This is a genomic window from Flavobacterium agrisoli (assembly GCF_016522065.1).
Classification (GTDB): Bacteria; Bacteroidota; Bacteroidia; order Flavobacteriales; family Flavobacteriaceae; genus Flavobacterium; species Flavobacterium agrisoli.
On record NZ_JAEHFV010000001.1, the window covers coordinates 361623 to 384496 of the forward strand.

The 22874-nt window shown below is 32.3% G+C and carries 22 protein-coding genes; 13 read left to right on the top strand and 9 right to left on the bottom strand.

The features are described 5' to 3' along the window. The first annotated feature begins 19 nt into the window (after window positions 1-19). From I5M07_RS01440 to I5M07_RS01455, 4 genes are all read left to right on the top strand, one after another. Window positions 20-2047 (top strand): hypothetical protein, encoded by a 2028-nt coding sequence (locus tag I5M07_RS01440; RefSeq protein WP_200104412.1) that lies wholly within the window; start codon window positions 20-22, stop codon window positions 2045-2047. Between the two features lie 45 nt (window positions 2048-2092). Continuing rightward, the gene (locus I5M07_RS01445; RefSeq protein WP_200104413.1) at window positions 2093-2989 is read left to right on the top strand and encodes a LysR family transcriptional regulator; all 897 of its coding nucleotides are present in this window, start codon (window positions 2093-2095) and stop codon (window positions 2987-2989) included. 76 nt (window positions 2990-3065) lie between these two features. Further along, window positions 3066-4031 (top strand): YeiH family protein, encoded by a 966-nt coding sequence (locus I5M07_RS01450; RefSeq protein WP_200104414.1) that lies wholly within the window; start codon window positions 3066-3068, stop codon window positions 4029-4031. Window positions 4032-4139: 108 nt separating this feature from the next. After that, window positions 4140-5033, top strand: a complete 894-nt coding sequence (locus I5M07_RS01455) for a carbon-nitrogen hydrolase (protein ID WP_200104415.1) — start codon at window positions 4140-4142, stop codon at window positions 5031-5033. Between the two features lie 62 nt (window positions 5034-5095). On the opposite strand, the gene I5M07_RS01460 is transcribed toward I5M07_RS01455, so the two are convergent. Both I5M07_RS01460 and I5M07_RS01465 read right to left on the bottom strand, forming a co-directional pair. After that, a complete protein-coding gene (locus I5M07_RS01460) occupies window positions 5096-5635 on the bottom strand; it encodes a hypothetical protein (RefSeq protein WP_200104416.1) in 540 nt (179 codons plus the stop codon). A 20-nt stretch (window positions 5636-5655) separates the two neighbouring features. After that, window positions 5656-6570, bottom strand: a complete 915-nt coding sequence (locus I5M07_RS01465) for an OmpA family protein (protein ID WP_200104417.1) — start codon at window positions 6568-6570, stop codon at window positions 5656-5658. Window positions 6571-6763: 193 nt separating this feature from the next. On the opposite strand from I5M07_RS01465, the gene I5M07_RS01470 reads away from it, so the two are divergent. Next, the gene (locus tag I5M07_RS01470) at window positions 6764-7243 is read left to right on the top strand and encodes a CYTH domain-containing protein (RefSeq protein WP_200104418.1); all 480 of its coding nucleotides are present in this window, start codon (window positions 6764-6766) and stop codon (window positions 7241-7243) included. Beyond that, window positions 7233-8204 carry a YpdA family putative bacillithiol disulfide reductase gene (locus tag I5M07_RS01475; RefSeq protein ID WP_200104419.1) on the top strand — a complete coding sequence of 324 codons (972 nt, stop codon included), beginning with the start codon at window positions 7233-7235 and terminating at the stop codon, window positions 8202-8204. The genes I5M07_RS01470 and I5M07_RS01475 overlap by 11 nt, the downstream gene beginning before the upstream one ends. Window positions 8205-8249: 45 nt before the next feature. Here I5M07_RS01475 and rocD read toward each other — a convergent pair whose 3' ends face one another. Then, window positions 8250-9497, bottom strand: coding sequence for an ornithine--oxo-acid transaminase (gene rocD, locus I5M07_RS01480; protein ID WP_200104420.1), 1248 nt, complete (start codon window positions 9495-9497; stop codon window positions 8250-8252). A gap of 142 nt (window positions 9498-9639) precedes the next feature. On the opposite strand from rocD, the gene I5M07_RS01485 reads away from it, so the two are divergent. Genes I5M07_RS01485 through I5M07_RS01495 form a run of 3 tightly spaced genes read left to right on the top strand, consistent with a single transcriptional unit; the run spans window position 9640 to window position 11973 of the window. After that, on the top strand, window positions 9640-10095 hold the full coding sequence (locus tag I5M07_RS01485; RefSeq protein WP_200104421.1) for an Lrp/AsnC family transcriptional regulator: 456 nt from the start codon (window positions 9640-9642) through the stop codon (window positions 10093-10095). 60 nt (window positions 10096-10155) lie between these two features. Then, a complete protein-coding gene (locus I5M07_RS01490) occupies window positions 10156-10926 on the top strand; it encodes a dienelactone hydrolase family protein (protein ID WP_200104422.1) in 771 nt (256 codons plus the stop codon). Window positions 10927-10953: 27 nt separating this feature from the next. Continuing rightward, complete coding sequence (locus I5M07_RS01495) at window positions 10954-11973, top strand: M28 family peptidase (RefSeq protein ID WP_200104423.1); 1020 nt, start codon at window positions 10954-10956, stop codon at window positions 11971-11973. A 64-nt stretch (window positions 11974-12037) separates the two neighbouring features. Here the strand turns inward: I5M07_RS01495 and I5M07_RS01500 are convergent, their stop codons facing one another. The 4 genes from I5M07_RS01500 to I5M07_RS01515 all read right to left on the bottom strand — a co-directional run bounded on the left by I5M07_RS01500 (window position 12038) and on the right by I5M07_RS01515 (window position 14392). Continuing rightward, window positions 12038-12520 carry a hypothetical protein gene (locus tag I5M07_RS01500; RefSeq protein WP_200104424.1) on the bottom strand — a complete coding sequence of 161 codons (483 nt, stop codon included), beginning with the start codon at window positions 12518-12520 and terminating at the stop codon, window positions 12038-12040. After that, complete coding sequence (locus I5M07_RS01505; protein ID WP_200104425.1) at window positions 12517-13197, bottom strand: peptidoglycan DD-metalloendopeptidase family protein; 681 nt, start codon at window positions 13195-13197, stop codon at window positions 12517-12519. The genes I5M07_RS01500 and I5M07_RS01505 overlap by 4 nt, the downstream gene beginning before the upstream one ends. 8 nt (window positions 13198-13205) lie before the next feature. Further along, entirely contained in the window at window positions 13206-13868 is a 663-nt protein-coding gene (locus I5M07_RS01510; RefSeq protein ID WP_200104426.1) for a spermidine synthase, read from the bottom strand. Between the two features lie 71 nt (window positions 13869-13939). Beyond that, window positions 13940-14392, bottom strand: coding sequence for a helix-turn-helix domain-containing protein (locus I5M07_RS01515; RefSeq protein WP_200104427.1), 453 nt, complete (start codon window positions 14390-14392; stop codon window positions 13940-13942). 311 nt (window positions 14393-14703) lie between these two features. Here I5M07_RS01515 and I5M07_RS01520 point away from each other — a divergent pair, with 311 nt between their 5' ends. The 4 genes from I5M07_RS01520 to I5M07_RS01535 all read left to right on the top strand — a co-directional run bounded on the left by I5M07_RS01520 (window position 14704) and on the right by I5M07_RS01535 (window position 19679). Then, window positions 14704-15858 carry a M14 family metallopeptidase gene (locus tag I5M07_RS01520; RefSeq protein WP_200104428.1) on the top strand — a complete coding sequence of 385 codons (1155 nt, stop codon included), beginning with the start codon at window positions 14704-14706 and terminating at the stop codon, window positions 15856-15858. Between the two features lie 78 nt (window positions 15859-15936). Further along, window positions 15937-16416, top strand: coding sequence for an Lrp/AsnC family transcriptional regulator (locus I5M07_RS01525; protein WP_008468989.1), 480 nt, complete (start codon window positions 15937-15939; stop codon window positions 16414-16416). 94 nt (window positions 16417-16510) lie between these two features. Continuing rightward, window positions 16511-19096 (top strand): phosphoenolpyruvate carboxylase, encoded by a 2586-nt coding sequence (locus tag I5M07_RS01530; RefSeq protein ID WP_200104429.1) that lies wholly within the window; start codon window positions 16511-16513, stop codon window positions 19094-19096. 67 nt (window positions 19097-19163) lie between these two features. After that, window positions 19164-19679, top strand: coding sequence for a DinB family protein (locus I5M07_RS01535; RefSeq protein WP_200104430.1), 516 nt, complete (start codon window positions 19164-19166; stop codon window positions 19677-19679). A 67-nt stretch (window positions 19680-19746) separates the two neighbouring features. Here the strand turns inward: I5M07_RS01535 and recQ are convergent, their stop codons facing one another. After that, window positions 19747-21870 carry a DNA helicase RecQ gene (gene recQ / locus I5M07_RS01540; protein ID WP_200104431.1) on the bottom strand — a complete coding sequence of 708 codons (2124 nt, stop codon included), beginning with the start codon at window positions 21868-21870 and terminating at the stop codon, window positions 19747-19749. Window positions 21871-21936: 66 nt separating this feature from the next. Next, on the bottom strand, window positions 21937-22869 hold the full coding sequence (locus I5M07_RS01545; RefSeq protein ID WP_200104432.1) for a transglutaminase: 933 nt from the start codon (window positions 22867-22869) through the stop codon (window positions 21937-21939). Between the last annotated feature and the right edge of the window lie 5 nt (window positions 22870-22874).

The following is a 22874-nucleotide window of genomic DNA, read 5'->3' on the forward strand; positions in this document are numbered from 1 at the left end:
TATTTTTAAATAAAAATTAATGACAACAAACACGATTCAATTATTACTACTTTCGATATTAATAGCTGTTGGGTTGTCTTTTTTTCAATACCTATACAAAGCCAAAAACAAATCAAATTTGCATTTGTTTTTGGCTTTTTTACGATTTATAAGCCTGTTCAGTTTGTTGGTATTGCTTATCAATCCTGTAATTACAAACAATACAATTGAAATTATTAAAACACCTCTTCCTATTGTTGTGGATAATTCGAGTTCTGTAGCTTTTTTAAAATCAAACCAAGAAGCACTGACTAGTTACAAGGAAATAATTTCAAATCCCGCTTTGCAAGAAAAATTCGAAATCAAAAGTTATCAATTTGATACCGATTTTAAAGCCAGCACAACTTTTGATTTTAAAGGAAATCAAACCAATTTTGATGCTGTTGCAAAAAGTTTAAAAAGTATTTATAAAAATAGCAACTTTCCAACGGTAATGATTACTGATGGAAACCAAACAACAGGGAACGATTATGTGTATCGATTTGAAAACAAAAATCGAGTTTTTCCTATTATAGTAGGAGATACCACTACTTTTTTCGACTTAAAAATCAATCAATTAAATGCAAATAAGTATGCGTTTTTAAAGAATAAATTTCCAGTTGAAGTTTTTTTGCAGTATTCGGGTAATAAATCAATTTCAGCCGATTTTACCATTAAAAACGGAAACACAATTGTTGCCAAACAAAAAGTGAGTTTTACCCAAAACAATAAAACAGCTGTTGTTAATTTAAATTTACCTGCCGATAAAGTGGGTTTGCAGGTTTTTAAAGCTACCATTTCAAGCAGTATAAACGAAAAAAATAGTTTTAACAATTCTAAAAATTTTGCGGTTGAAATAATCGATCAAAAAACAACAATTGTTTTGGTTTCGAATATCAAACATCCTGATATTGGTGCTTTAAAGCGCGCTATTGAGTCTAATGCTCAACGTAAAGTAACTTTGCTTAACCCAAATCAAATCAAATCATTGCGAGATTATAATGTGTTGATTTTATATCAGCCTAACTCAACTTTTAATGCAATTTTTGAAGATAACAAAACTGCAAAAATCAATACGTTTATCATTACAGGTGCTGCCACAGATTTTAATTTTTTAAACCAAAAACAATCCCATTTTAATTTTAAAATGAGCAGTCAAAAAGAAGAATTTTTGGCAAGTTTTAATGCTCAGTTTAATTTATTTGCTTTGGATAATCTTGGTTTTGAAAATTTTCCTCCTTTAGAAAATCCTTATGGAACAATTACCGCTTCTGGAAATGTTTCTACCTTATTGTTTTCTAAAATCCGAAATGTAGCCACACAAGCTCCTTTACTATGCTTTGTTGAAAACCAAAACACTCGTTCGGCCTATTTATTTGGAGAAAACAGTTGGAGGTGGCGTTTGCAAAATTATGTGCAAGAACAAAAATTTACAAAATATGATATTTTTATCGATAAAATCATTCAGTTTTTAGCTTCAGATAATACTAAAAAAGCTTTAGAAGTTCATCATGAAAATTTTTATAATTCGGGTGATGAAATTGAAATTAATGCCGAATATTTCAATAAAAATTATGAGTTTGATGAGAAAGCGCGACTTACGATTTCTGTGCAAAATACGCAAACCAAACAAATAAAAAATTATGATTTATTAAAATCGAACAACTCGTTTAAAGTAAATTTGAATGGTTTACAAGCCGGGAAATACCAATTTAAAGTAACCGAATTAAATTCAAAAACCACCTATTCAAGTCAATTTGAAATTTTGGATTTTGATATTGAAAAACAATTCGTAAATCCCGATGTTAGTAAATTGCAACAATTAGCACAAGAAACCAACGGAAAAGCATATTTTGCTAACCAAGTGGCGGATTTAATTGCCGATTTAATTCAGAATAAAGAGTACCGACCTATTCAGAAAAAAGTAACCAATAACACGCCATTGATTGATTGGTATTGGCTTTTGGCGATTATTGCAATTGCCTTGAGCTCTGAATGGTTTATCAGAAAATATAATGGATTGTTGTAATAGTTTTTCTGCTTTTTCTAATTAAACTTTTCTAAATAATTTTCGATGGATTTTAGACTTAAAGTTTTTTATACGGTGGCTAATCGGTTGAGTTTTACAAAAGCTTCAACAGAATTGTATATTTCTCAACCCGCCGTAACCAAACATATTCAGGAATTAGAAGAGTTGTATAAAATCAAACTTTTTGAACGAAATGGTTCTAAAATCGCTTTAACCGAAGCAGGGGAAATTCTACTAAAATACACCGCTAACATTTTCGAAATTTATAGGAAAATAGATTTTGAAATGAGTACTTTACTTAGTGCACGGCAAGGTTTATTACGATTGGGAGCTAGTACAACCATTTCTCAATATGTTATTCCGCCCTTATTGGCCAGTTTCCATCAAAAATTAAAAGATATAAAAGTTGATTTGCTCAATGCAAACACCGAGCAAATAGAAGCGGCTTTGCTGAATAAACAAATTGAAATCGGAATTGTAGAAGGGCAATCGAAAAACCAATCGATTAAATATGTACCGTTTTTAAAAGATGAATTAGTATTGGTTTGCAAGAGTCAGCACGCTTTAATCAGTAGAAAGGAGATTTTCGTTGGTGATTTAAAAAATCTAAAATTCGTTACCAGAGAAAGAGGTTCTGGGACTTTAGAAGTAATAGAATTCGAACTAAAAAAAGCCGGTTTAAAAGCCAATCAACTTCAGGTTGAAATGCGCTTGGGAAGCACCGAGAGTATAAAATCCTATTTATTGAATTCGAATTGTGTGGCTTTTATGTCCATTCATGCTGTAAGTAAAGAATTGAAAAATAATGAATTAACTGTTTTGGATGTTCAATCACTTTCTATTATACGCTATTTTTTCATTATTACACTTCAAGGCAAATCGGACGCGTTAACCGAAATTTTTATTCAACAAATTACTAGTTATTATAACTTAAAATTATAGGGTATTGCTTTTTACGATTGGCGTATTTGGACTAATCTACTGATCTTTGTTTGGTAATTAGTAACCTAATTTTTCAATGAGAGCCAATTCAATATCATATAAAAAAGTTTTTCATCTAAGTGATAATTTCCAGCGACTTATCTTTTTCTTTATTATTATATTATGTTTTTTTTCGTTGATAACTCCTCCAATTGCGCTATTATTAGGTTTACTAGTGGCCAATTTAATTGGAAATCCTTTTCCTCATTTTAGTGCTAAAGCAGGTCCGTTTTTATTGCAATTTTCGGTAGTGGGATTGGGGTTTGGTATGAATGTAAGTAGTGCCATTGCGGCAGGTAAAGAAGGATTCACCTTAACAATAGCTTCTATTTTTTCGACTTTATTACTAGGAACATTTCTTGGTAAATGTTTAAATACAGATAAAAAAACGACGCATTTAATCGCTTGCGGAACAGCAATTTGCGGAGGAAGTGCCATTGCTGCAATAGCGCCGGTAATTAAATCGGAAGAAAATCAGACTTCAGTGGCATTAGGAGTCATTTTTATTCTGAATTCAATAGCTTTATTTTTATTTCCATTTTTAGGACACGAACTTCATTTATCGCAAAAAGATTTCGGATTGTGGTGTGCGGTTGCCATTCACGATACTAGTTCGGTTGTGGGAGCTGCTAGCCGCTACGGAATTGAAGCGTTGCAAGTTGCTACAACTGTAAAGCTTGCACGAGCCTTATGGATAATTCCAATAGCATTATTTTCTGCGGCAATTTTTAAAAATAAAAAAACAAAAATCAAAGTACCTTATTTTATCGGATTGTTTATATTGGCCATGTTGCTGAATAGTTATGTGCCTCAAATTCAGTTTATAGCGCCATCAATAGTATTTATTGCAAAAATAGGATTGACTATTACCTTATTTTTAATTGGTTCAGGACTAAATGCATTTGTATTAAAGTCGGTTGGTTTAAAACCTTTATTTCAAGGAATTTTGCTTTGGGTTTTTATTGCTTCGATGGCTCTTCTAGCTATTTTGTACTGGATTTAATGCCTTTCTGTTTTAAATAAAGTACAATTTTAAATCATAAAATTTTATAAATTCCTTCACTAAATGTCTGTTTGAAAATGTTTATTTTTGCACTCTAAAATAAATACTATGCCAAACAAAAAATACAATATTGCGGTTATTCAATTAAACCTAAATGATGTTGCTGAAAATAACCTGGCTAAATGCCTAAAATGGGTACGTGACGCTGCTGCTAAAGGAGCCGAAGTTATTTTACTACCCGAATTATATAGCAGTCATTATTTTTGTCAAAGTGAAGATGTTGAAAATTTTGCCTTGGCAGAGCCTCTTTATAGCACTTCTTTTATTGCTTTTAGTGCATTAGCAAAAGAATTAGGAGTTGTAATTATTGTTCCGTTTTTCGAGAAAAGAATGGCGGGTATTTACCACAATAGTGCTTATATTATTGATGCTGATGGTACCGAAGCGGGACTATACCGCAAAATGCATATTCCAGATGATCCTCATTTTTATGAAAAATTTTATTTTACACCTGGCGATTTAGGATTTCAAGCATTTCAAACGCAGAAAGGAAAAGTGGGTACTTTAATTTGTTGGGATCAATGGTATCCTGAAGCGGCTCGATTAACAGCTTTAAAAGGAGCCGAAGTTTTGTTTTATCCAACTGCAATTGGTTGGCATCCGAAAGAAAAAGAGCAATACGGCGAAAATCAACACGGTGCTTGGATGAATGTTATGAAAGGACATGCTGTAGCAAATGGGGTTTTTGTTGCCGCTGCAAACCGAATTGGTTTAGAGCAATATTTACCAGAATCGGAAAGTGCTGGAATTCAATTTTGGGGGTCTTCGTTTATTGCTGGGCCACAAGGCGAAATTTTAGCTCAAGCTTCACATGATAAAGAAGAAATTTTAATTGCCGAAGTCGATTTGGATCTACAAGAAAATGTACGTCAAAATTGGCCATTCTTTAGAGACAGAAGAATTGATGCTTTTGGGGATATTACCAAAAGAGCTATTGATTAATATATCATATTAAACATAAAAAAAACCGGCAATTTGCCGGTTTTTTTATAAAGGAAATAATTTTATTCTTTTCCACTATTTAAAGATTCTTGCCAATTTTTAAGTTCTTGCCATTTTCCTTCGTAGGCCATTTGAGCTTGTCTAGCCCAAGTACCTGGGTTGTGTATGGCAAAATTTTCTCCTCCAGCATCTAATATCGCTTGCGATTTTTCCGTAGGAGTTTCCGATAATTCGTACCAAGTTTTAATTCCTGCTTGATGATACAAATCTTCAATTTTTGGCCCTATTCCTTCAATAATTTTTAAATCATTTTCTTTTATTTTCTTTCCGTATACCGCAGCCGCCAAATTAGCATCAAAAGCAATTAAAGGAGCTGTAAAACTTTGAATATTTGAAGTTGCTAGTTTTGCATTTGCTAACTCGGCCTCTAAAGCCGTAATTCTTGCAGAAAGAGATTTCGAATTTTCTCTGCAGGCATCTAATTCAGGTTGTAAAGAAACCGAAACTTCTTCTTTTTTTGAATTCATTTTTCCGATTAAGTAACCCAAAATGCCACAGATTAGTCCTACTAACGCAGGTATTAAGATACAAGGTATGTTCATGATAGTTAATTTTAATGTTATTATTTAATTGTAATTACTGCTCGTCTGTTTTTTGCTTGTCCTTCAGGGGTTGCATTGTCAGCCATTGGTTCATTTTGTCCTTTATTAGTGGCTTCAATTTTGGATTCTTCAATTCCATTTTTGGCTAAATAAGACTTAGCAAAATCAGCTCTTTTTTGGGCTAAAACTTCGTTAGATGCGCTACTTCCTACATTATCGGTATGCCCAACAACTGCAATCATAGCCGATGGTACATTTTGAACGTATTTCACAATATCATCAAATTTGGCTTTTTCATCAGCTGTCAATGATTCTTTGGCTTTGTTGGTGTCAAAATACAATATCAACGGATCAGCGTTAATTTTTGACTTCAAGGCATTCCATTGATCATTTCCTGAAGCAGTTTCCATTGTAACATCAGAAATTTTATATTCGGCTGGTCCTAATAAAGTATCTAAATCCATTTTCCAAGTCTCTACCACAATTCCTTTAGTATCGAATTGCGTTTCGGGAAGGCCTTTGGAAACAAAAAAGTTTTTAATAGTATTTGCTCTTGCCAATGCCAAATTTTCATAATTGGTAGTATTATTTTCATCAGAAGTAGCATAACCAGTAATTAAAACCCGCTGATTAGGATAACTAATTAAATAATCTTTTAGGCTGACAATTCCAATCGTAACCGAATCTTGTACGGGCATGATGATATTTTCATCGTTTCGCAAAAATTTCAAATTTTGATTGGTGTGGTAATTAAAATCATTTCCAATCAAAACAAAAGGTGTAAAATTAGGAACAGTTGGAGTAGGAGATACTTCGACTTTTGATTCTTCAATAGGAGGTTCAACACAGCAATTGCAGCAAAATTTTAAATACAAAAACGTACCTAAAATAATGGTGACCACAATGCCTAACAGATAAATTGTTTTTTTAGACATAAAATTTTATTGTTAAGGTTCTCTCAAATTTAACAAAAAAATAAATACACAAATACTTAATAATCAGATATTTTTAATTTTACTTGTAAGATAAGAATGAATAAATTTTAATTTTTAATTTTTATGATGGTAATTTATTTTTTAGACCTTGAATTAATTGAGTAACTTGCTTGTATAGTTATTTTTTGGAATTATGATTGAAATTGAAAGGAAATTTAAGGTTTTAAATAACGATTATAAAGCGCAAGCCTTTGCACAAAACCGTATTGCTCAAGGCTATTTATCTTCGGATGTGGCCAGAACTGTTCGTATTCGAATTAAGGGTGAAAAAGGTTATATTACAATAAAAGGTATCGGAAATGAGTCGGGTTTGTCTCGTTTTGAGTGGGAAAAAGAAATTCCGCTAAACGAAGCGCAGCAACTGCTCGCAATATGTGAAAAAGGAGTTATAGATAAAATTCGATACGAAATTCAATCTGGAAACCATGTTTTTGAAGTTGATGAATTTTTTGAAGAAAACGAAGGTTTGGTAATCGCCGAAGTAGAATTGGCTTTTGAAGCGGAACTTTTTGAAAAACCAAATTGGTTGGGCGAAGAAGTGACCAATGATCCAAAATACTACAATGCTTATTTAAGCAAAAACCCATTTAAAAACTGGAAAAATGACAACTAATTATGATTTAATCATTATAGGTGGTGGCCCGATAGGATTGGCATGCGCTATTGAAGCACAACAAAAAAAATTAAATTACTTGATAATTGAAAAAGGAGCTTTAGTTAATAGCATTTTTAATTATCCATTGTACATGACTTTTTTTTCAACTGCCGAACGTTTAGAAATTGGTGGAATTCCGTTTAATTGTCTTGCTCCGAAACCTGGACGACAAGAGGCTTTAGAATATTACCGTAATATTCACCGCTACTTTGATTTCAATATTCATTTATTTGAAAAAGTCCTTGAGGTGAAAAAGCAAAAAGTAGCTCATTTTGAAGTTATTACCGATAAAAATACCTATATTTCTAAAAACATAATTATAGCCACTGGTTTTTATGACATTCCGATTATGATGGATGTTCCTGGAGAAAACCTAGAAAAAGTACGTCATTATTACAAAGAAGCACACGAATATGCTTTTAGAAAAGTGCTGATTGTAGGCGCAAATAATTCTTCGGTTGATGCGGCTTTAGAATGCTGGCGAAAAGGAGCAGAGGTTACGATGGTGATTCGAAAAGATGAAATCAACAAAAGAGTAAAATATTGGGTAAAACCTGATGTAGAAAACCGAATTGCGGAAGGAAGCATAAAAGCCTATTTTAACTCCAATATCGAGGCTATAACGAATGAAAAAGTACTTATTAAAACACCAGATGGAAATGTAGAAATAGAAAACGATTTTGTTTTGGCTTTAACAGGATATCAACCCAATTTAAATTTCTTAAAACAAATCGGAATTTCACTTTCGGATGATCACCTCAAAATTCCGACTTACAATCCAGAAACGATGGAAACAAATGTTGCAGGCGTTTTTTTAGCAGGAGTAGTCTGTGGCGGAATGGAAACTCACAAGTGGTTCATCGAAAATTCGCGAATGCATGCCAAATTGATTATCGATTGTATTGAACAAAAAAACTAGCTTATGGAACTAGTTTTTTTGTTTTTATATTGATTCCTATTTAGTTTAAAATTCGGCCAAAGATTTTTCGATAATGGTCAAACATTCCTCAATTTGCGATTCGGTAATCACCAAAGGAGGCGCTAATCTAATTTTGTTTCCGTGTGTTGGTTTTGCCAATAAACCGTTATCTCTAAATTTCAAACAAATATTCCAAGCCAAATCCGACTCTTCGTCACAATCAATTACAATTGCGTTCAGTAACCCTTTGCCTCGAACAATCGTGATAAGTTTGTTTTTTGCAGCAATTTCATTGAGTCCTTTTCGCAATAAAATTCCTAAACGTTCAGCATTTTCGGCTAATTTTTCCTTCTGAACAACTTCTAAAGCCGCTATTGCAACAGCAGCCGCTACCGGATTTCCTCCAAAAGTAGAACCGTGTTGACCTGGTTTAATTACGTTCATAATCTCGTTATTGGCCAAAACAGCCGAAATAGGATAAACACCACCCGAAATGGCTTTTCCGAGAATTAAAATATCGGGTTGTACGTTTTCGTGATGAACGGCTAATAATTTACCTGTTCTTGCAATCCCGGTTTGTACTTCATCGGCAATAAATAAAACATTATGTTTTTTGCATAATGCTTTTGCTTTTGCCAAATACCCTTCTGAAGGTACAAAAACACCCGCTTCACCCTGAATGGGTTCTACCAAAAATCCCGCAATATTTTTTGAAGATTCTAAAGCATTTTCTAAAGCGACTAAATTGTCATATTCAATTTTAATAAATCCTTCGGTATAAGGCCCAAAGTTTTTACGAGCTCCTTCATCATTCGAGAACGAAATAATAGTGGTGGTTCGGCCGTGAAAATTATTTTCGCAAACTATAATTTGTGCCGCTTCTTCTGCAATTCCTTTTACTTCATAAGCCCATTTTCGGCATAATTTAATAGCCGTTTCTACCGCTTCGGCACCTGTATTCATAGGCAAAACCTTATCAAAACCAAAAAAGTTAGTTACATATTCTTCGTAATTCCCTAGTTGATCGTTATAAAAAGCCCTAGAAGTTAATGTCAATGTTTGCGCCTGATTTACCATTGCTTGTAAAATTTCAGGATGACAATGACCTTGATTTACAGCAGAATAAGCCGAAAGAAAGTCGAAATATTTTTTTCCGTCAACATCCCAAACAAAAACACCTTCTCCCTTTTGCAAAACAACCGGTAGCGGATGGTAATTATGAGCGCCATAATGATGTTCTTTTTCAATTATTTTATTAGATAGTGCAGAAAGTGTGTCTTGAGTTTGTTGCATGATAGGATATTTACTTAGTGATTAAAGAAATAAATTAGTCTAATTACCAACAAAATTACTTAATTTTGACTTTAAAAATAACTTTTAAGGTTAAAAATTTAGTTAATTTTAAATGTTTAGAGTCAATTTTAAATTATAAATCATGGCTGTTTTAGATGAATTTGATATAAAAATAATTGGTGAATTGGAAAAAGAAGGAAGAATGGCTTTTTCTGTCATTGCTGCTAATTTGAAAATTTCCAATACGATGGTGCATCAACGGATAAATCGCTTATTGGAATTGGGTGTTATAAAAGGAATAAAACCGATAATCGACGAAAAAAAACTGGGATTTGATTGGGCTTCTTTTACCGGAATTACTTTAAATAAAGATTCAGATTCGGCTCGTGTGATCGAGGAACTGAAAAAAATTCCAGAAATTACTGAATGTTATTACGTAACAGGTTCTTTTACTTTGTATGTTAAGCTAATTGCTCAAAACCACGAGCACATGCGCAGTATTTTGTATGAAAAAATTGACCGTATTCCAGGAATTGCCAAAACCGATTCGATTATTGAACTGGGTTGCGCTTTCAAACGAAATATTGGACTAGATTAACTATCATAGATGCAGTATTATTTGGTTTTTTTGTAGATATTTGTTGTAAATATAACAACTATGAAAAAATTAAATCTTTTACTCATTTTCATCATGGCTATATCAAATTCTTTTGCACAACTAAAGCCAATTTCTTATCAAGATGGTTCGCAAAAATTAAATGGATTGTTAGCTTCTTCGGCTATTAAATCAAAAAAAACGGCAGGAGTATTAATTTTACCCGCTTGGAAAGGGATTGATACATCATCCAAAAACATTGCTACCGAGCTTTCCAAATTAGGATATACTGTTTTCATCGCCGATATTTATGGAGAAGGAAATTATCCAAAAGACAACACCGAAGCAGGAAAAATAGCTGGCTTTTACAAAACTAATTTTACAGAATATCAAAAAAGAATTCAGCTTGCTCTAAATCAACTGACTCAAAATGGAGTAGCAACAAGTGATGTAGTAGTTATTGGATATTGTTTTGGTGGAACAGGCGCTTTAGAAGCAGCGCGCGGTCATTTGAACGTAAAAGGAGTTGTTTCTTTTCATGGTGGACTTCGTAAAGATTCAAACAGAGCTAACGAAACTAATTTGTCGGCTAAAATTATGGTTTGTAATGGTGCCGATGATAAAAGTGTAACCAACGAAGACATTCTCAATTTTGAAAAAGAAATGCGAGACGGTAAGGCCGATTGGAGTTTTATTTCTTACGGAAATGCCGTTCATTCTTTCACCAATCCCGAAGCTGGAAATGATCCTTCGAAAGGGAATGCATATAATGAAAAAGCGGCAAAACGTTCGTTTGACCATTTACTCCTTTTTTTAAAAGAAACGCTTTACTAGAGAAAAATAAACACGCTATATAAATTTATGAAAAAAATTGCATTCCTTTTTGTAATTGCTGGCCTCTATTCGTGCAATAGTACAAAACCAGCTTCGGAGAATAATAATGTTGATTTAACTAAATATGAAAAAATCATAACAGCTTCCGATTTAAAAAAACACCTTTATATTATTGCTTCTGATGAGATGGAAGGTCGCGAAACGGGTTCTGAAGGTCAAAAAAAAGCAGGAAAATACATGATTGAGCAATATCAAAAAAATGCTATTTCATACCCAAAAGGAGCAGACAGTTTTTATCAGCCTATTCCAGCCTCTTATCTAAATGCCAAACGCAATTTGAATTTGCAAGATTCAGAAAATATTTGGGCTTATATTGAAGGAAATGAAAAACCCAATGAAGTAGTCGTAATTTCTGCGCATTATGACCATGTGGGTGTAAAAAATGGCGAAGTTTACAATGGTGCCGATGATGATGGTTCTGGAACAGTTGCCCTTTTAGAAATTGCCAAAGCATTTGCCAAAGCTAAAAAAGACGGAAATGGGCCAAAACGTTCTATTTTGTTTTTGCACGTAACGGGTGAGGAACATGGTTTACACGGTTCGCGTTATTATTCGGAACACCCTTTATTTCCATTAGAAAATACAGTGGCAGATGTAAATATTGATATGATTGGTCGCCGCGATGTGGAACACGCCAATACTAATAATTATGTTTATGTAATTGGCGCCAACCGTTTGTCGAGTGATTTGCACAATATAGTGGTTAATCAAAATGAAAAATACACGCATTTGAATTTGGATTTTAAATTTAACGAACCTAATGATCCAAATCGTTTTTATGAGCGTTCCGACCATTATAATTTTGCTAAACACGGTATTCCTTCTGTTTTTTTATTTAATGGCGTTCATGCCGATTATCATAAAAGTACCGACACTCCTGATAAAATAGAATATGATGCCCTAGAAAAAAGAGCTCAATTGGCTTTTGCGGTGGTTTGGGAATTAGCTAACAGAGAAAACCGATTGGTTATTGACAAGAATAACTAAATAAGACCAAAACAAAAAAGCTTCAAGAAATTTTGAAGCTTTTTTGTTTTTAAGAGGATATAAATTATTTATCCAACTTACTTTCAAAATTATCATCCCAATCGGAGGATTTAATACCAGACACCAAATTATCTTTATTTACAAACACTCGGAGCTCTTTATTAGCAACTTTTTTGGTATATAAAGCATGATAACGATACACTGTTTCTTCATTGGTTTCATAAACACCATCTAATTTTAAATCAATAAAAGTGCCATACCATTGTCTGAATTTAGTGCACGTTTTTGTCAATCGTTCTATAGTGGTATTTTCCATTACTTCTTGCGTAACTTCAGTGGCATCAAAAGCTTTAAATTTGGATGTATTACAGGTCATTAAAACTCGTTTTCCCAATTCATAAGCTTTATTTTCTTGATTTTTATCCACTTCACTTGCAGGAACTGCCGTCATTTTAGAAACTTCGGGATAGTCTGTAGTTGTTTTTTGTTTTGATTTACATCCTACTATAAAAAGAAGTAGGAGTAAACCTAAAAGTACTTTTTTCATGTTTTATTTATTTTTAAAATTAAATTCGGATTTGGACAATTTTCAGCATAAAAATCAACTGTATCTTTGCTACAAACCCCTGGATAATCGCCCCAATGATCTTCTATGTTTTTAATAATTTGAAAATGCAAATGAGGAGCATAATTTCCATTTTCTGAAGCATAACCTAAAGTTGCTAATTTTTCTCCTTTTTTCAAAATCGTTCCCAGAGAAAGATTGGTTATACTTTTTAACGAAAGGTGACCGTACAAAGTATAAAAAACTTCATTTTTAACAATATGTTTTAAAATAAGAGTCGGACCATAGTCTCCCAAACCAGTATTATTTTTGAAGCTATGTATTTCACCATCAATGGGACAATTAATTGTCGTTTCGGCTTTTATCCATAAATCCATGCCAATATGTATAGAACGTTCAGCGGTTTCGTTATTATTGAAAATAGAACTTCTTTGGTATAATTTTCGTTCTTCAAGATAACCGCCGTAGGCAACTTTAGCATTATTTTGTTCTAGATACTCTTTAATGTAATTTTCAAATTCTTGAGGCGATTCTAGTCGATTAGTAGTTAAATCGGCATTATTTTTTGATAAATCAATGGGAACAAACGATTTATAATCAACCGAACCAATTATGGGAGCTGCATGAATGTTTGATAAAATGCTTGAAAAACCGTCCATATTTAGTTTTATTTTTTTTGAATTAAAATGAGTTCGTTATGTTCTTCTACACGCGGTAATGCTTTTACAGAAAAAGAAATTGAATCAATTTCGGACATGTACTTTTGGTTACGTTGAGTATGTGAAGTATTTAGCAACATAGTATTAAATAGAATAAACCCTTTATTTTTAAGCATTTGACAAACTCGCTGACTAAAAAAACGCTCAAATAAAAAATTGGGCATTTTGATATCTTCGAAAACATCAATAATTATCAAATCAAAAAAATGGTTGTTTTTTAAAACGTATTCAAAAGCATCCTCAATAATAATTTCCACATTTTTGTAACTATCTAGTTTAAAATACTGATTTGCAATAGCATTCATTTCGGAATCAATTTCAATGCCCGTGATTTTTCCTTTAAATTTAATTTCGTCTATTAACGTTTTAATTACGCTACCTCCGGCGACGCCCAAAACCAAAATAGCTTCCATCTTAGCAATCTTGTGAAATCCAATATTTTGAAGACCGTAGCGCAAAATTCGTTGTAAACTTCCGTAAGAATAATTCGTGTTGAGGGTATCAAGTACCATTTCGCCGTTATTCCAGTTAATCTCGATTGTTTTGCTACGAAGCGATTTTTTTTTAAAAACAGTTATCGGTATAAGATAACTTAAAAGGCGTTGCATCATTTGAGCTGTTTTCTCAAATTTACCAAAATAAATTTATAATGTAGCTGAAAGAAATAAAGTAAAGAAGAAATTTAAGGCTTGTAGAGTTTAAATTTTCCGTTTTTATAAAAAACTACAATTTTTTCTATTTCGTTTTCCTCTTTTAGATTGTTAGAAGGCGATATCGGAAAATCAAATTCATTTTCTATATTTTCAATATCAGAAAATAAATCTTCCTTTTTGGTATATAGTGGCGGGGGAGTATTATTTGAATTTAAATCCTGAAGTGGTTTTGAAATGGCATCTTCTGTCAAATAATTTTTCGGGAAATTCCCTTTTCCGTTTATAATCCAATACAAATCCACTTCTGGGAAAACTTCGGTTATTTTTAGGATAAAGTCCAAACTGGGTTTGTTTCTTCCAGATAATAAATGCGACATGCTGGAGCGTTGTACACCAATTTTATCGGCAAAAGTGGAAGCATTAAGATTATAATAATCCAAAATTTTTTCGAGTCTTTTTATAAAAGCATCAATGTTTACCATTGTAAATTATTTAAAAAATAAGATGTTTTACAAATGTAACAAATAAAATTTAATTTCGACAAAAAGAGATTTAAATTAAGGTCGAAGTGTTGTTTTTGTCTATTATTTAACTTTATATAATTTATTTTAAAGTATTGATATTTAATAATTAATGATTTAATTTAAAATCAATAAAATAGTAGTTACAAAAATGAATTTTAAGTACTTAAACAGAGCGTAGAAATTGTTTACAATTATAAATTTTTTAAAAAATAAACAATTTACAATTGTAAAAGTAAAGATGTTTACTTTTGTAAACTAAAACAAAACTGATGGATTTAGAATTATTATTTAAAGAAAATAAAGAGCAAAAACTTTTTGGACGCTATATTACTTTGGCAGAAGTGGAACCACTTTTATTACAATTAAACACTAATAATCAATTAAAAAAAGTAGGCGAATCTGTTCTTGGAAAACCGATTTATTCCTATACAATTGGTAGAGGTAAAACTAAAATTTATTTGTGGTCGCAAATGCATGGTAATGAAGGAACCACAACTAAAGCGTTATTTGATTTTTTTAATGTATTGCATAGTAAATCTGAATTTGCTAATGCATTATTAGAAAAATTTACTTTTTGTGCTTTACCATTATTAAATCCAGATGGAGCCGAGGCTTATACGCGTGTAAATGCCAATGAGGTGGACTTAAATAGGGATTCTCAAAATTTGACTCAGCCCGAAAGTAGAATTTTAAGAGCTGTTTTTGAAGATTTTAAACCAGACTATTGCTTTAATCTACATGACCAACGTACAATTTTTGGTGCAGGAACCGCAGGGAAGCCAGCTACAACCTCTTTTTTAGCTCCTTCGTTTAATGAAGAACGGGATATTAACGAATCACGTTTAAAAGCGATTGAAGTGATTGTTGCTATTAATGATGTTTTGCAAAAATTTATTCCTGGACAAGTAGGGCGTTTTGATGATTCCTTTAATATCAATTGTATAGGAGATACATTTCAGAATTTGAATGTCCCTACTATTTTGTTTGAGGCAGGACATTATACTGATGATTACTTAAGAGAAGAAACCCGAAAATTTATATTTTTCGCATTAATTGCTAGTTTTTCTTACTTAAACGAAAACGATTTAGTTAGCGATGCAATTGATAAATATTTGAATATTTCACAAAATAATGTCGTTTTTTATGATTTTATATTCAAAAATATTAAAATAAATTATGATGGTATCGAAATTATCACGAATTTTGCTGCACAATACAAAGAGGAATTGATCGATAATCAAATTGTATTTAATGCATATTTTTCACAAATTGGCAATTTAGAAAATAAATTTGGCCATTTTGAATATGATGGAAAAGGTGCTAAATATTCTGACGATTTTGGCGATTTTCCTAGAATAGATGAAATGGCAAATTTCAAATTGAATGATACTATTATTTTTGTTAATGGCTTAATAAAAAGTTAGTAAAATTATCAAATAATTGTTTTTTTTATATATTTTTATACTTTGTTGTAATAAATAGTAATATTAATTAAAGAATTTATGAGTAAGTTTCGCTTAGATGAAGTAGATCACCAAATTTTAGATATGTTGATTGACAATACTAGAGTTCCATTTACGGATATCGCAAAAAAATTATTAATATCTGCGGGTACAGTTCACGTTCGCGTTAAAAAAATGGAAGATGCTGGTATTATCATGGGATCTTCATTGGCTTTGGATTATGACAAACTAGGTTACTCTTTCATCGCTTATGTTGGTGTTTTCTTGAACAATACTTCGCAAACCAAATTTGTATTGGAGCGCATCAATCAAATACCATTTGTTACTGTAGCTTCAGTTACAACTGGAAAATTTAATATTTTTTGCAAAATCCGTGCAAAAGACACCAAACACGCCAAAGAAGTTATTTTTATGATTGACGATATTGACGGTGTTTACAGAACTGAAACAATGATTTCATTAGAAGAAAGTATTAACGATAAGAAGCGTTTAATGCATACTATTTTCAAAAATATGTAATAAAATATTCTTGAACTGATTTTAAATAATTACCTCAAGAATTGCTTCTTGAGGTTTTTTTTGACTATTAACACATAACAATCAACTAATTTTTATGTACACTTTACCTAAAATTGAGCGTTTTAACCAAGATGTTCTTTCTAAATACAACATTTATAATAGTGTTTTTATCACATTACCTTTTGATTCTATCGATAACACAGGAGTTTTACTGCCTTTGTTTACCGATGTTTGCGAAACAGGTTTTAAAAAACTAGAAAACCCTAAAGAAATAGTTAATTTCTTTAGCAACAAATACTTAAGTACAGCTACAGAAGAAGAAAAAATTGATTTGATGTTTCGTTTTATTCAATATATCGAAAGACAAATTGTACTTTTTGATGCCATTGAAGACGCTGCTTTTCCGGCGGTAAACAATATGGAAGGTCGCGGTTCATTACGTGATATTAAAGAAAAAGCTAATGCTAAGGAAAAAGATGAAAATCTGATGGATTTTTTCGAAAACTTTAATGTTAGAACTGTTTTAACGGCGCATCCAACACAATTTTATCCTGGTCCCGTACTCGGAATCATAAACGATTTAACCGAAGCTATACGTAAAAATGATTTATTGGAAATCAAACGGTTGTTAGCGCAATTAGGGAAAACACCTTTTATTCAAGCCGAAAAACCAAACCCTTTTGACGAAGCGGTGAGTTTAATCTGGTATTTAGAAAATGTTTTTTATGAAACCTCTGGCGAAATAGTGCAGTACTTACAAAAAAATATTTTTCATAATCATGAAATAAAAAATCAAGTGATTAAGCTTGGATTTTGGCCAGGTGGAGACCGTGATGGAAATCCGTTTGTTACGACCGAAATAACTCTAAAAGTGGCCGAGCGTTTGCGTACTTCTATCATGAAGTGTTATTACATGGAAATGCGAAAACTAAAACGAAAATTAACTTTTCCAGGCGTAGATACTTTGGTAGCCGAATTGGAAAATAAATTATACCGTTCTGTTTTTTATTCGAGAGGTGAAATCTACATTACTTTAGAGGAATTTGTAAAACAATTAAACGTGATACGCAATATCATTATTGACGAACACCAATCTTTATATTTAGATGAATTAGAAGCTTTGTTGGTTAGGGTTAATTTGTTTGGTTTTCATTTTGCTACTTTAGATATTCGTCAAAATAGTAGAATACATAATGCTGTTTTTAAAGATATTATCGATTATTACTTAAACCAAAAAAGTAATTTATTTCCCGCTAATTATTACGATTTGTCTGAGGAAGAAAAAATCGAAATTGTTTCAAAAGTGACAGGCGATTTAAATTCGGCTGATTTTGAAAATGAAATTACTAAATCAACTATCGAATCCATTAAGGCGATTAAAACCATTCAACAAAATAATGGTGAAGAAGGAGCAAACCGTTACATCATCAGTAATAATGAAAGTGCCCTAAACGTTATGGAAACCTTTGCCATGATTCGATTAAACAATTGGGAAAACCCAAGTGTGGATATTATTCCGCTTTTTGAATCGGTAGATGACTTGCAAAAAGCGCATTTGGTTATGGAACAATTGTATACAAACCCAGAATATGCAAAACATTTGGCAAGCAGAGGAAATAAACAAACCATCATGTTAGGTTTCTCTGACGGAACTAAAGATGGCGGTTATTTAATGGCTAACTGGAGTATTTATAAAGCCAAAGAAATGCTGACAGAAATGTCTAGAAAATATGACGTAAAAGTGATTTTCTTTGACGGACGTGGTGGACCTCCGGCTCGTGGAGGTGGAAAAACACATAAATTTTATGCTTCTTTAGGCCCAACAATCGAAAATAATGAAATTCAAGTTACCGTACAAGGTCAAACAATTAGTTCTAATTTCGGGACTTTAGATTCTTGTAGATACAACCTAGAAAACTTGCTAAGTGCTGGTGTAACCAATCAGGTTTTTAGTAAAACCAAAAATGAATTATCGGCACAAGAAAAAGAAATTTTAGAACAATTGGCCGAGTTGGGTTATGAAAAGTATTTGAGTTTTAAAAATCACCCCAAATTTATTCCTTATTTGGAGAAAATGAGTACTTTAAAATATTATTCTAAAACCAATATCGGAAGTAGGCCATCTAAAAGAAGTAAGTCAGAACAATTGGATTTTGCCGATTTACGCGCTATACCGTTTGTGGGCTCTTGGAGTCAATTAAAGCAAAATGTTCCTGGGTTTTTTGGAGTGGGTTCAGCTTTAAAACATTTTGAAACTACGGGACAATGGGATAAAGTTTCGGATTTGTATCACAGTTCTTTATTTTTCAAAACCTTGTTAGAAAATAGTATGATGTCTTTGGCTAAGTCCTTTTTGCCATTAACAGCTTACATGAAAGAGGATCCTGAATTTGGTGAATTCTGGCAAATTATTTCGGATGAGTTTGTAGAAACAGAACGATTATTGTTAAAAATAGCGGGGCATACTACTTTGATGGAAAACTACCCTGATGGTAAAGCTTCAATTGATATTAGAGAACGTATTGTGTTGCCTTTGTTAACTATACAACAATACGCACTACTTCGTATAAATGAATTGAATAAAGCCGAAAAAGTGGATACTGAATTGGTAAAAGTATACGAAAAAATTGTTACCCGATCGCTTTTTGGAAATACCAATGCTAGTAGAAATTCCGCTTAATTATTAATTATTTTTAAACATGGTCTAATACATTTCGTTTGTTCGTAAACAAGTAAAAATAAATAATATGAATTCCAATCAATTGCCCGTAAATGAATATTCTGCATTTCATGCCACTTATATCAAAGCAATTGAAAATGTTGATTTACTAGAAGAATTGGAAATTAGTTTACACGATTTTATCAAATTTGTCCAAAATATTCCAATGGACAAATTTGATTATCGATATGCCGAAGGAAAATGGACTATAAAAGAAATTATTCAGCATATTATCGATAGCGAAAGAATATTTGCGTATCGTGCATTGCGAATTTCTAGAAATGATCAAACTCCATTACCTGGATTTGAGCAAAACGATTATGTGATAAACACAGATGCCAATAGGAGGGGACTTCAAGAATTATTAACCGAATTTTCGGCAGTTCGTCATTCTAATGTATTGTTATTTAAAAGTTTTTCAGAAGAACAATTAATTCGAATGGGAGTAGCTTCAGATCAATCTATTTCGGTAAGGGCCATAGGATTTTTAATTATTGGGCATTTAAAACACCATCAAAACGTTTTTCAGGAACGCTATTTATAAGTAAAAAATAAACCCGAATCAGACAAAATTGTTTCATTCGGGTTTTATTTTATTTGCACCTTACAATTTAAATTGTAAGAGAATTATTTTGCATTTTCTTTTCAAGTACCGCCAAACCAATCCTAATTTTATCATAAGCTATTTGCTCTTCAAAATAATCATAATACGGTTTCAAAGCGCTCGGCGATTCTAGTTTCAATTTGGCTGCTGCAATTTTTGAAGTTTCTTCTTCAGAAATATAAGAGCTAAAATCGATGTCATGTCCATCGATATATAATTTGGCTAGATGCGAAATTATAGTTCCCAATCCCAAATTTCTTTTTGCGGCAATTTCTTCAAAATTTAGCCCTGATTGTAGTAATAGTAAGGTTTCTTTATACGTACTCCCTTCTTTTTTCTTTCGCTCTTTTTTGTTATTTTGAAAAGTGATAATTGCCTCAATAAATACCGATCCGTATTTTTCGAGTTTGGCTTTTCCCACACCATCAATGTTTAGAAACTCTGCATCACTCATGGGTCTTTCGGCCTCAATTTGTTTTAAAGTAGCATCATTAAAAACAACATAAGCAGGAATATTTTCTTCTTTTGCAATATCATATCGCAATTTTCTTAAAATTTCAAAAAGCGAACTAGGATTCGATTTTGTTTTCTTTTCGGTTGGCACCACTTTTTCAATTTCTTTTTTAATAACCTTTGAAAGTTGCACTTTTTCGTTTTCAAATAGAACTTTTTTAGCCAATGGCGTTAATAAAAGACGATTATTTTGATGAAAAGCAATTTCTAAATAGCCTAAATTGATGAGTTGGATAATATATTGACTCCAATCAAACCAGGAAATATCGGCACCAATTCCGTAGGTTTTTAATTCTTGATACTGATTATTATAAATTGTAGCATTTTTAGAACCTCTTAGAAAATCAACAATAACAGGCAGAGTTTCTTTTTGTTGTAGTCGCGTTACGGCTGATAATGCTTTTTGAGCCACAATTGTTCCGTCGAAAAAAGTGGGCGGATTTTTGCAAATATCACAATTACCGCAATTTTCGGTTACCAGTTCACCAAAATAAGAAAGGAGAATTTTTCGTCGGCAACTTTGCGCATCCGCATATTGTTTCATACGTTCTAATTTTGCTAATTGCAATTCAGCGTTTAATCCTTCAGAAGCAAATTTTTGTAATTGAATTACATCCGCATAACTTTCAAACAAAATAGTTTCAGATGGGAGTCCATCACGACCCGCCCGACCAATTTCTTGGTAATATCCTTCGATGTTTTTAGGTAAATTGTAATGAATTACCCAACGAACATTTGATTTATCAATTCCCATTCCGAAGGCAATCGTAGCACAAATCACCAAACAATCATCGTTAATAAATTCATCTTGCGTTTTGGCCCGAACGGCAGGGTTTAGTCCAGCATGATAGGCTTTGGCATTAATTCCTTTTTCTTGTAATTTTTGCGAAAGTTCTTCGGTTGTTTTGCGACTCAAACAATAAATAATTCCGGCCTCGTTGGGCTTATTCTCAATAAACTCAACAATTTTTTTAACTCGGTCGATAGCAGGACGTACTTCTAAACTTAGATTTTTTCGATCAAAAGAAGCCACAAAAACGTTAGGATTTTGTAAATTAAGTTGTTCCGCAATATCAGTTCGGGTCGCTTTGTCGGCAGTAGCAGTCAAGGCTAAAATTGGAGTCGACGGAAATCGATTCTTTAAATAACCCAAATTGGTATAAGCAGGGCGAAAATCATGCCCCCAAGATGAAATACAATGTGCTTCATCAATAGCGATAAGACTAATTTGTATCGAATTAAAAGCATTTTCTAAATAAGACAAACTCTCGGGTGCCACATATACAATTTTAACGGAATTGTTTGTAAGTCCTTCAATATGTTGCTGTTGTTCATCGTTAGTTTGCGTGCTGTTAATGTAACAAGCTGCAATTCCGTTGGCCTTTAAACTGTCGACTTGATCTTTCATCAAGGCAATTAAGGGCGAAATTACAATTGTGATTCCGGGCAGAATCAAAGCGGGAAGTTGAAAACAAATGGATTTTCCGCCTCCTGTGGGCATAATGGCCAAAACGTCGTTTTGAGATAAAATGGCATTGATAATTTCTTCTTGATTGGGACGAAATTTTTCAAATCCGAAATGTTCTTTTAAGTGGGCGTGTAAATTTAAACTTTTCATAAGGCGTATATATTTGTATAGTAAAAAAACTACAAATTTAATAAAATTTTGAATAATCAAATGTAACTAATTCAAGGTTAAGGCTCCCAGAATTTCTTCGGACATAAATGGTCCACCTGGATATTTAGCTGTATAATCTAAATTTAACCAAATTTGATCGCGTTCATCTATATGATAATGGAGCGGTTTACCGAAACTTTCTTTTACAAATAACTTATTTTTAATTAAATAATTGATTGCTTCTAAGTCTTTTGACGTACCGATAAAAATTTCAGGATAAATATGTCCTTTCGTATGAATAAGTCGGGGAGTACCGCCAATTGAACGAATTGCAGCAGCCATTAATATAGAATGATCATCGCAATCTCCCGAAAAATACCTTAAAGACTCACTGGCTGTGGCAATATAATCCCCATCTTTTGGATCATTTACGTAATTCCAACGACTGTTAATTTCTTTAAAAACAGCAAAACACTGAATTAAAGTTCGGTATTCGGAATAACCTTTTACCGATTTAAAATGTTTTGAAGTTGCCATAATGGCAAAATTGCGGACTTTCGGATTTTGATATTCAATAGCTTGTAAAATAGACGATTTATTCGGAAACGGAAGCAATTTAGAAACAATAATATCTTGAGGATAAGGATTATACGTCATAGTGTAAATCATCGAATCGTAATCTTGATAAACCTGATTAAATCCGTAATTTCCAATAACAGTACCATAAAACAAAACCAGTAAATACAACACGACACAAATAATAATAATGGTTCGTAATTGATATAGAAGAAAATAAATTGTGGCGGATACGACTAAAAAAAGCAAAATTCGATCCAATTGAAATGCCCAATTAAGTTCAATCAAATTTTGATGTAAAATGATAAATACCGGAAGAGTAATTAAAATGCTTAAACACAAAATAATGATTCGATCCCAAGGCGACTTTACCCGCAACTTGGTTTTTATTTTTTGAAAATCAATTTTTGTGTTTGCAATCATATTAT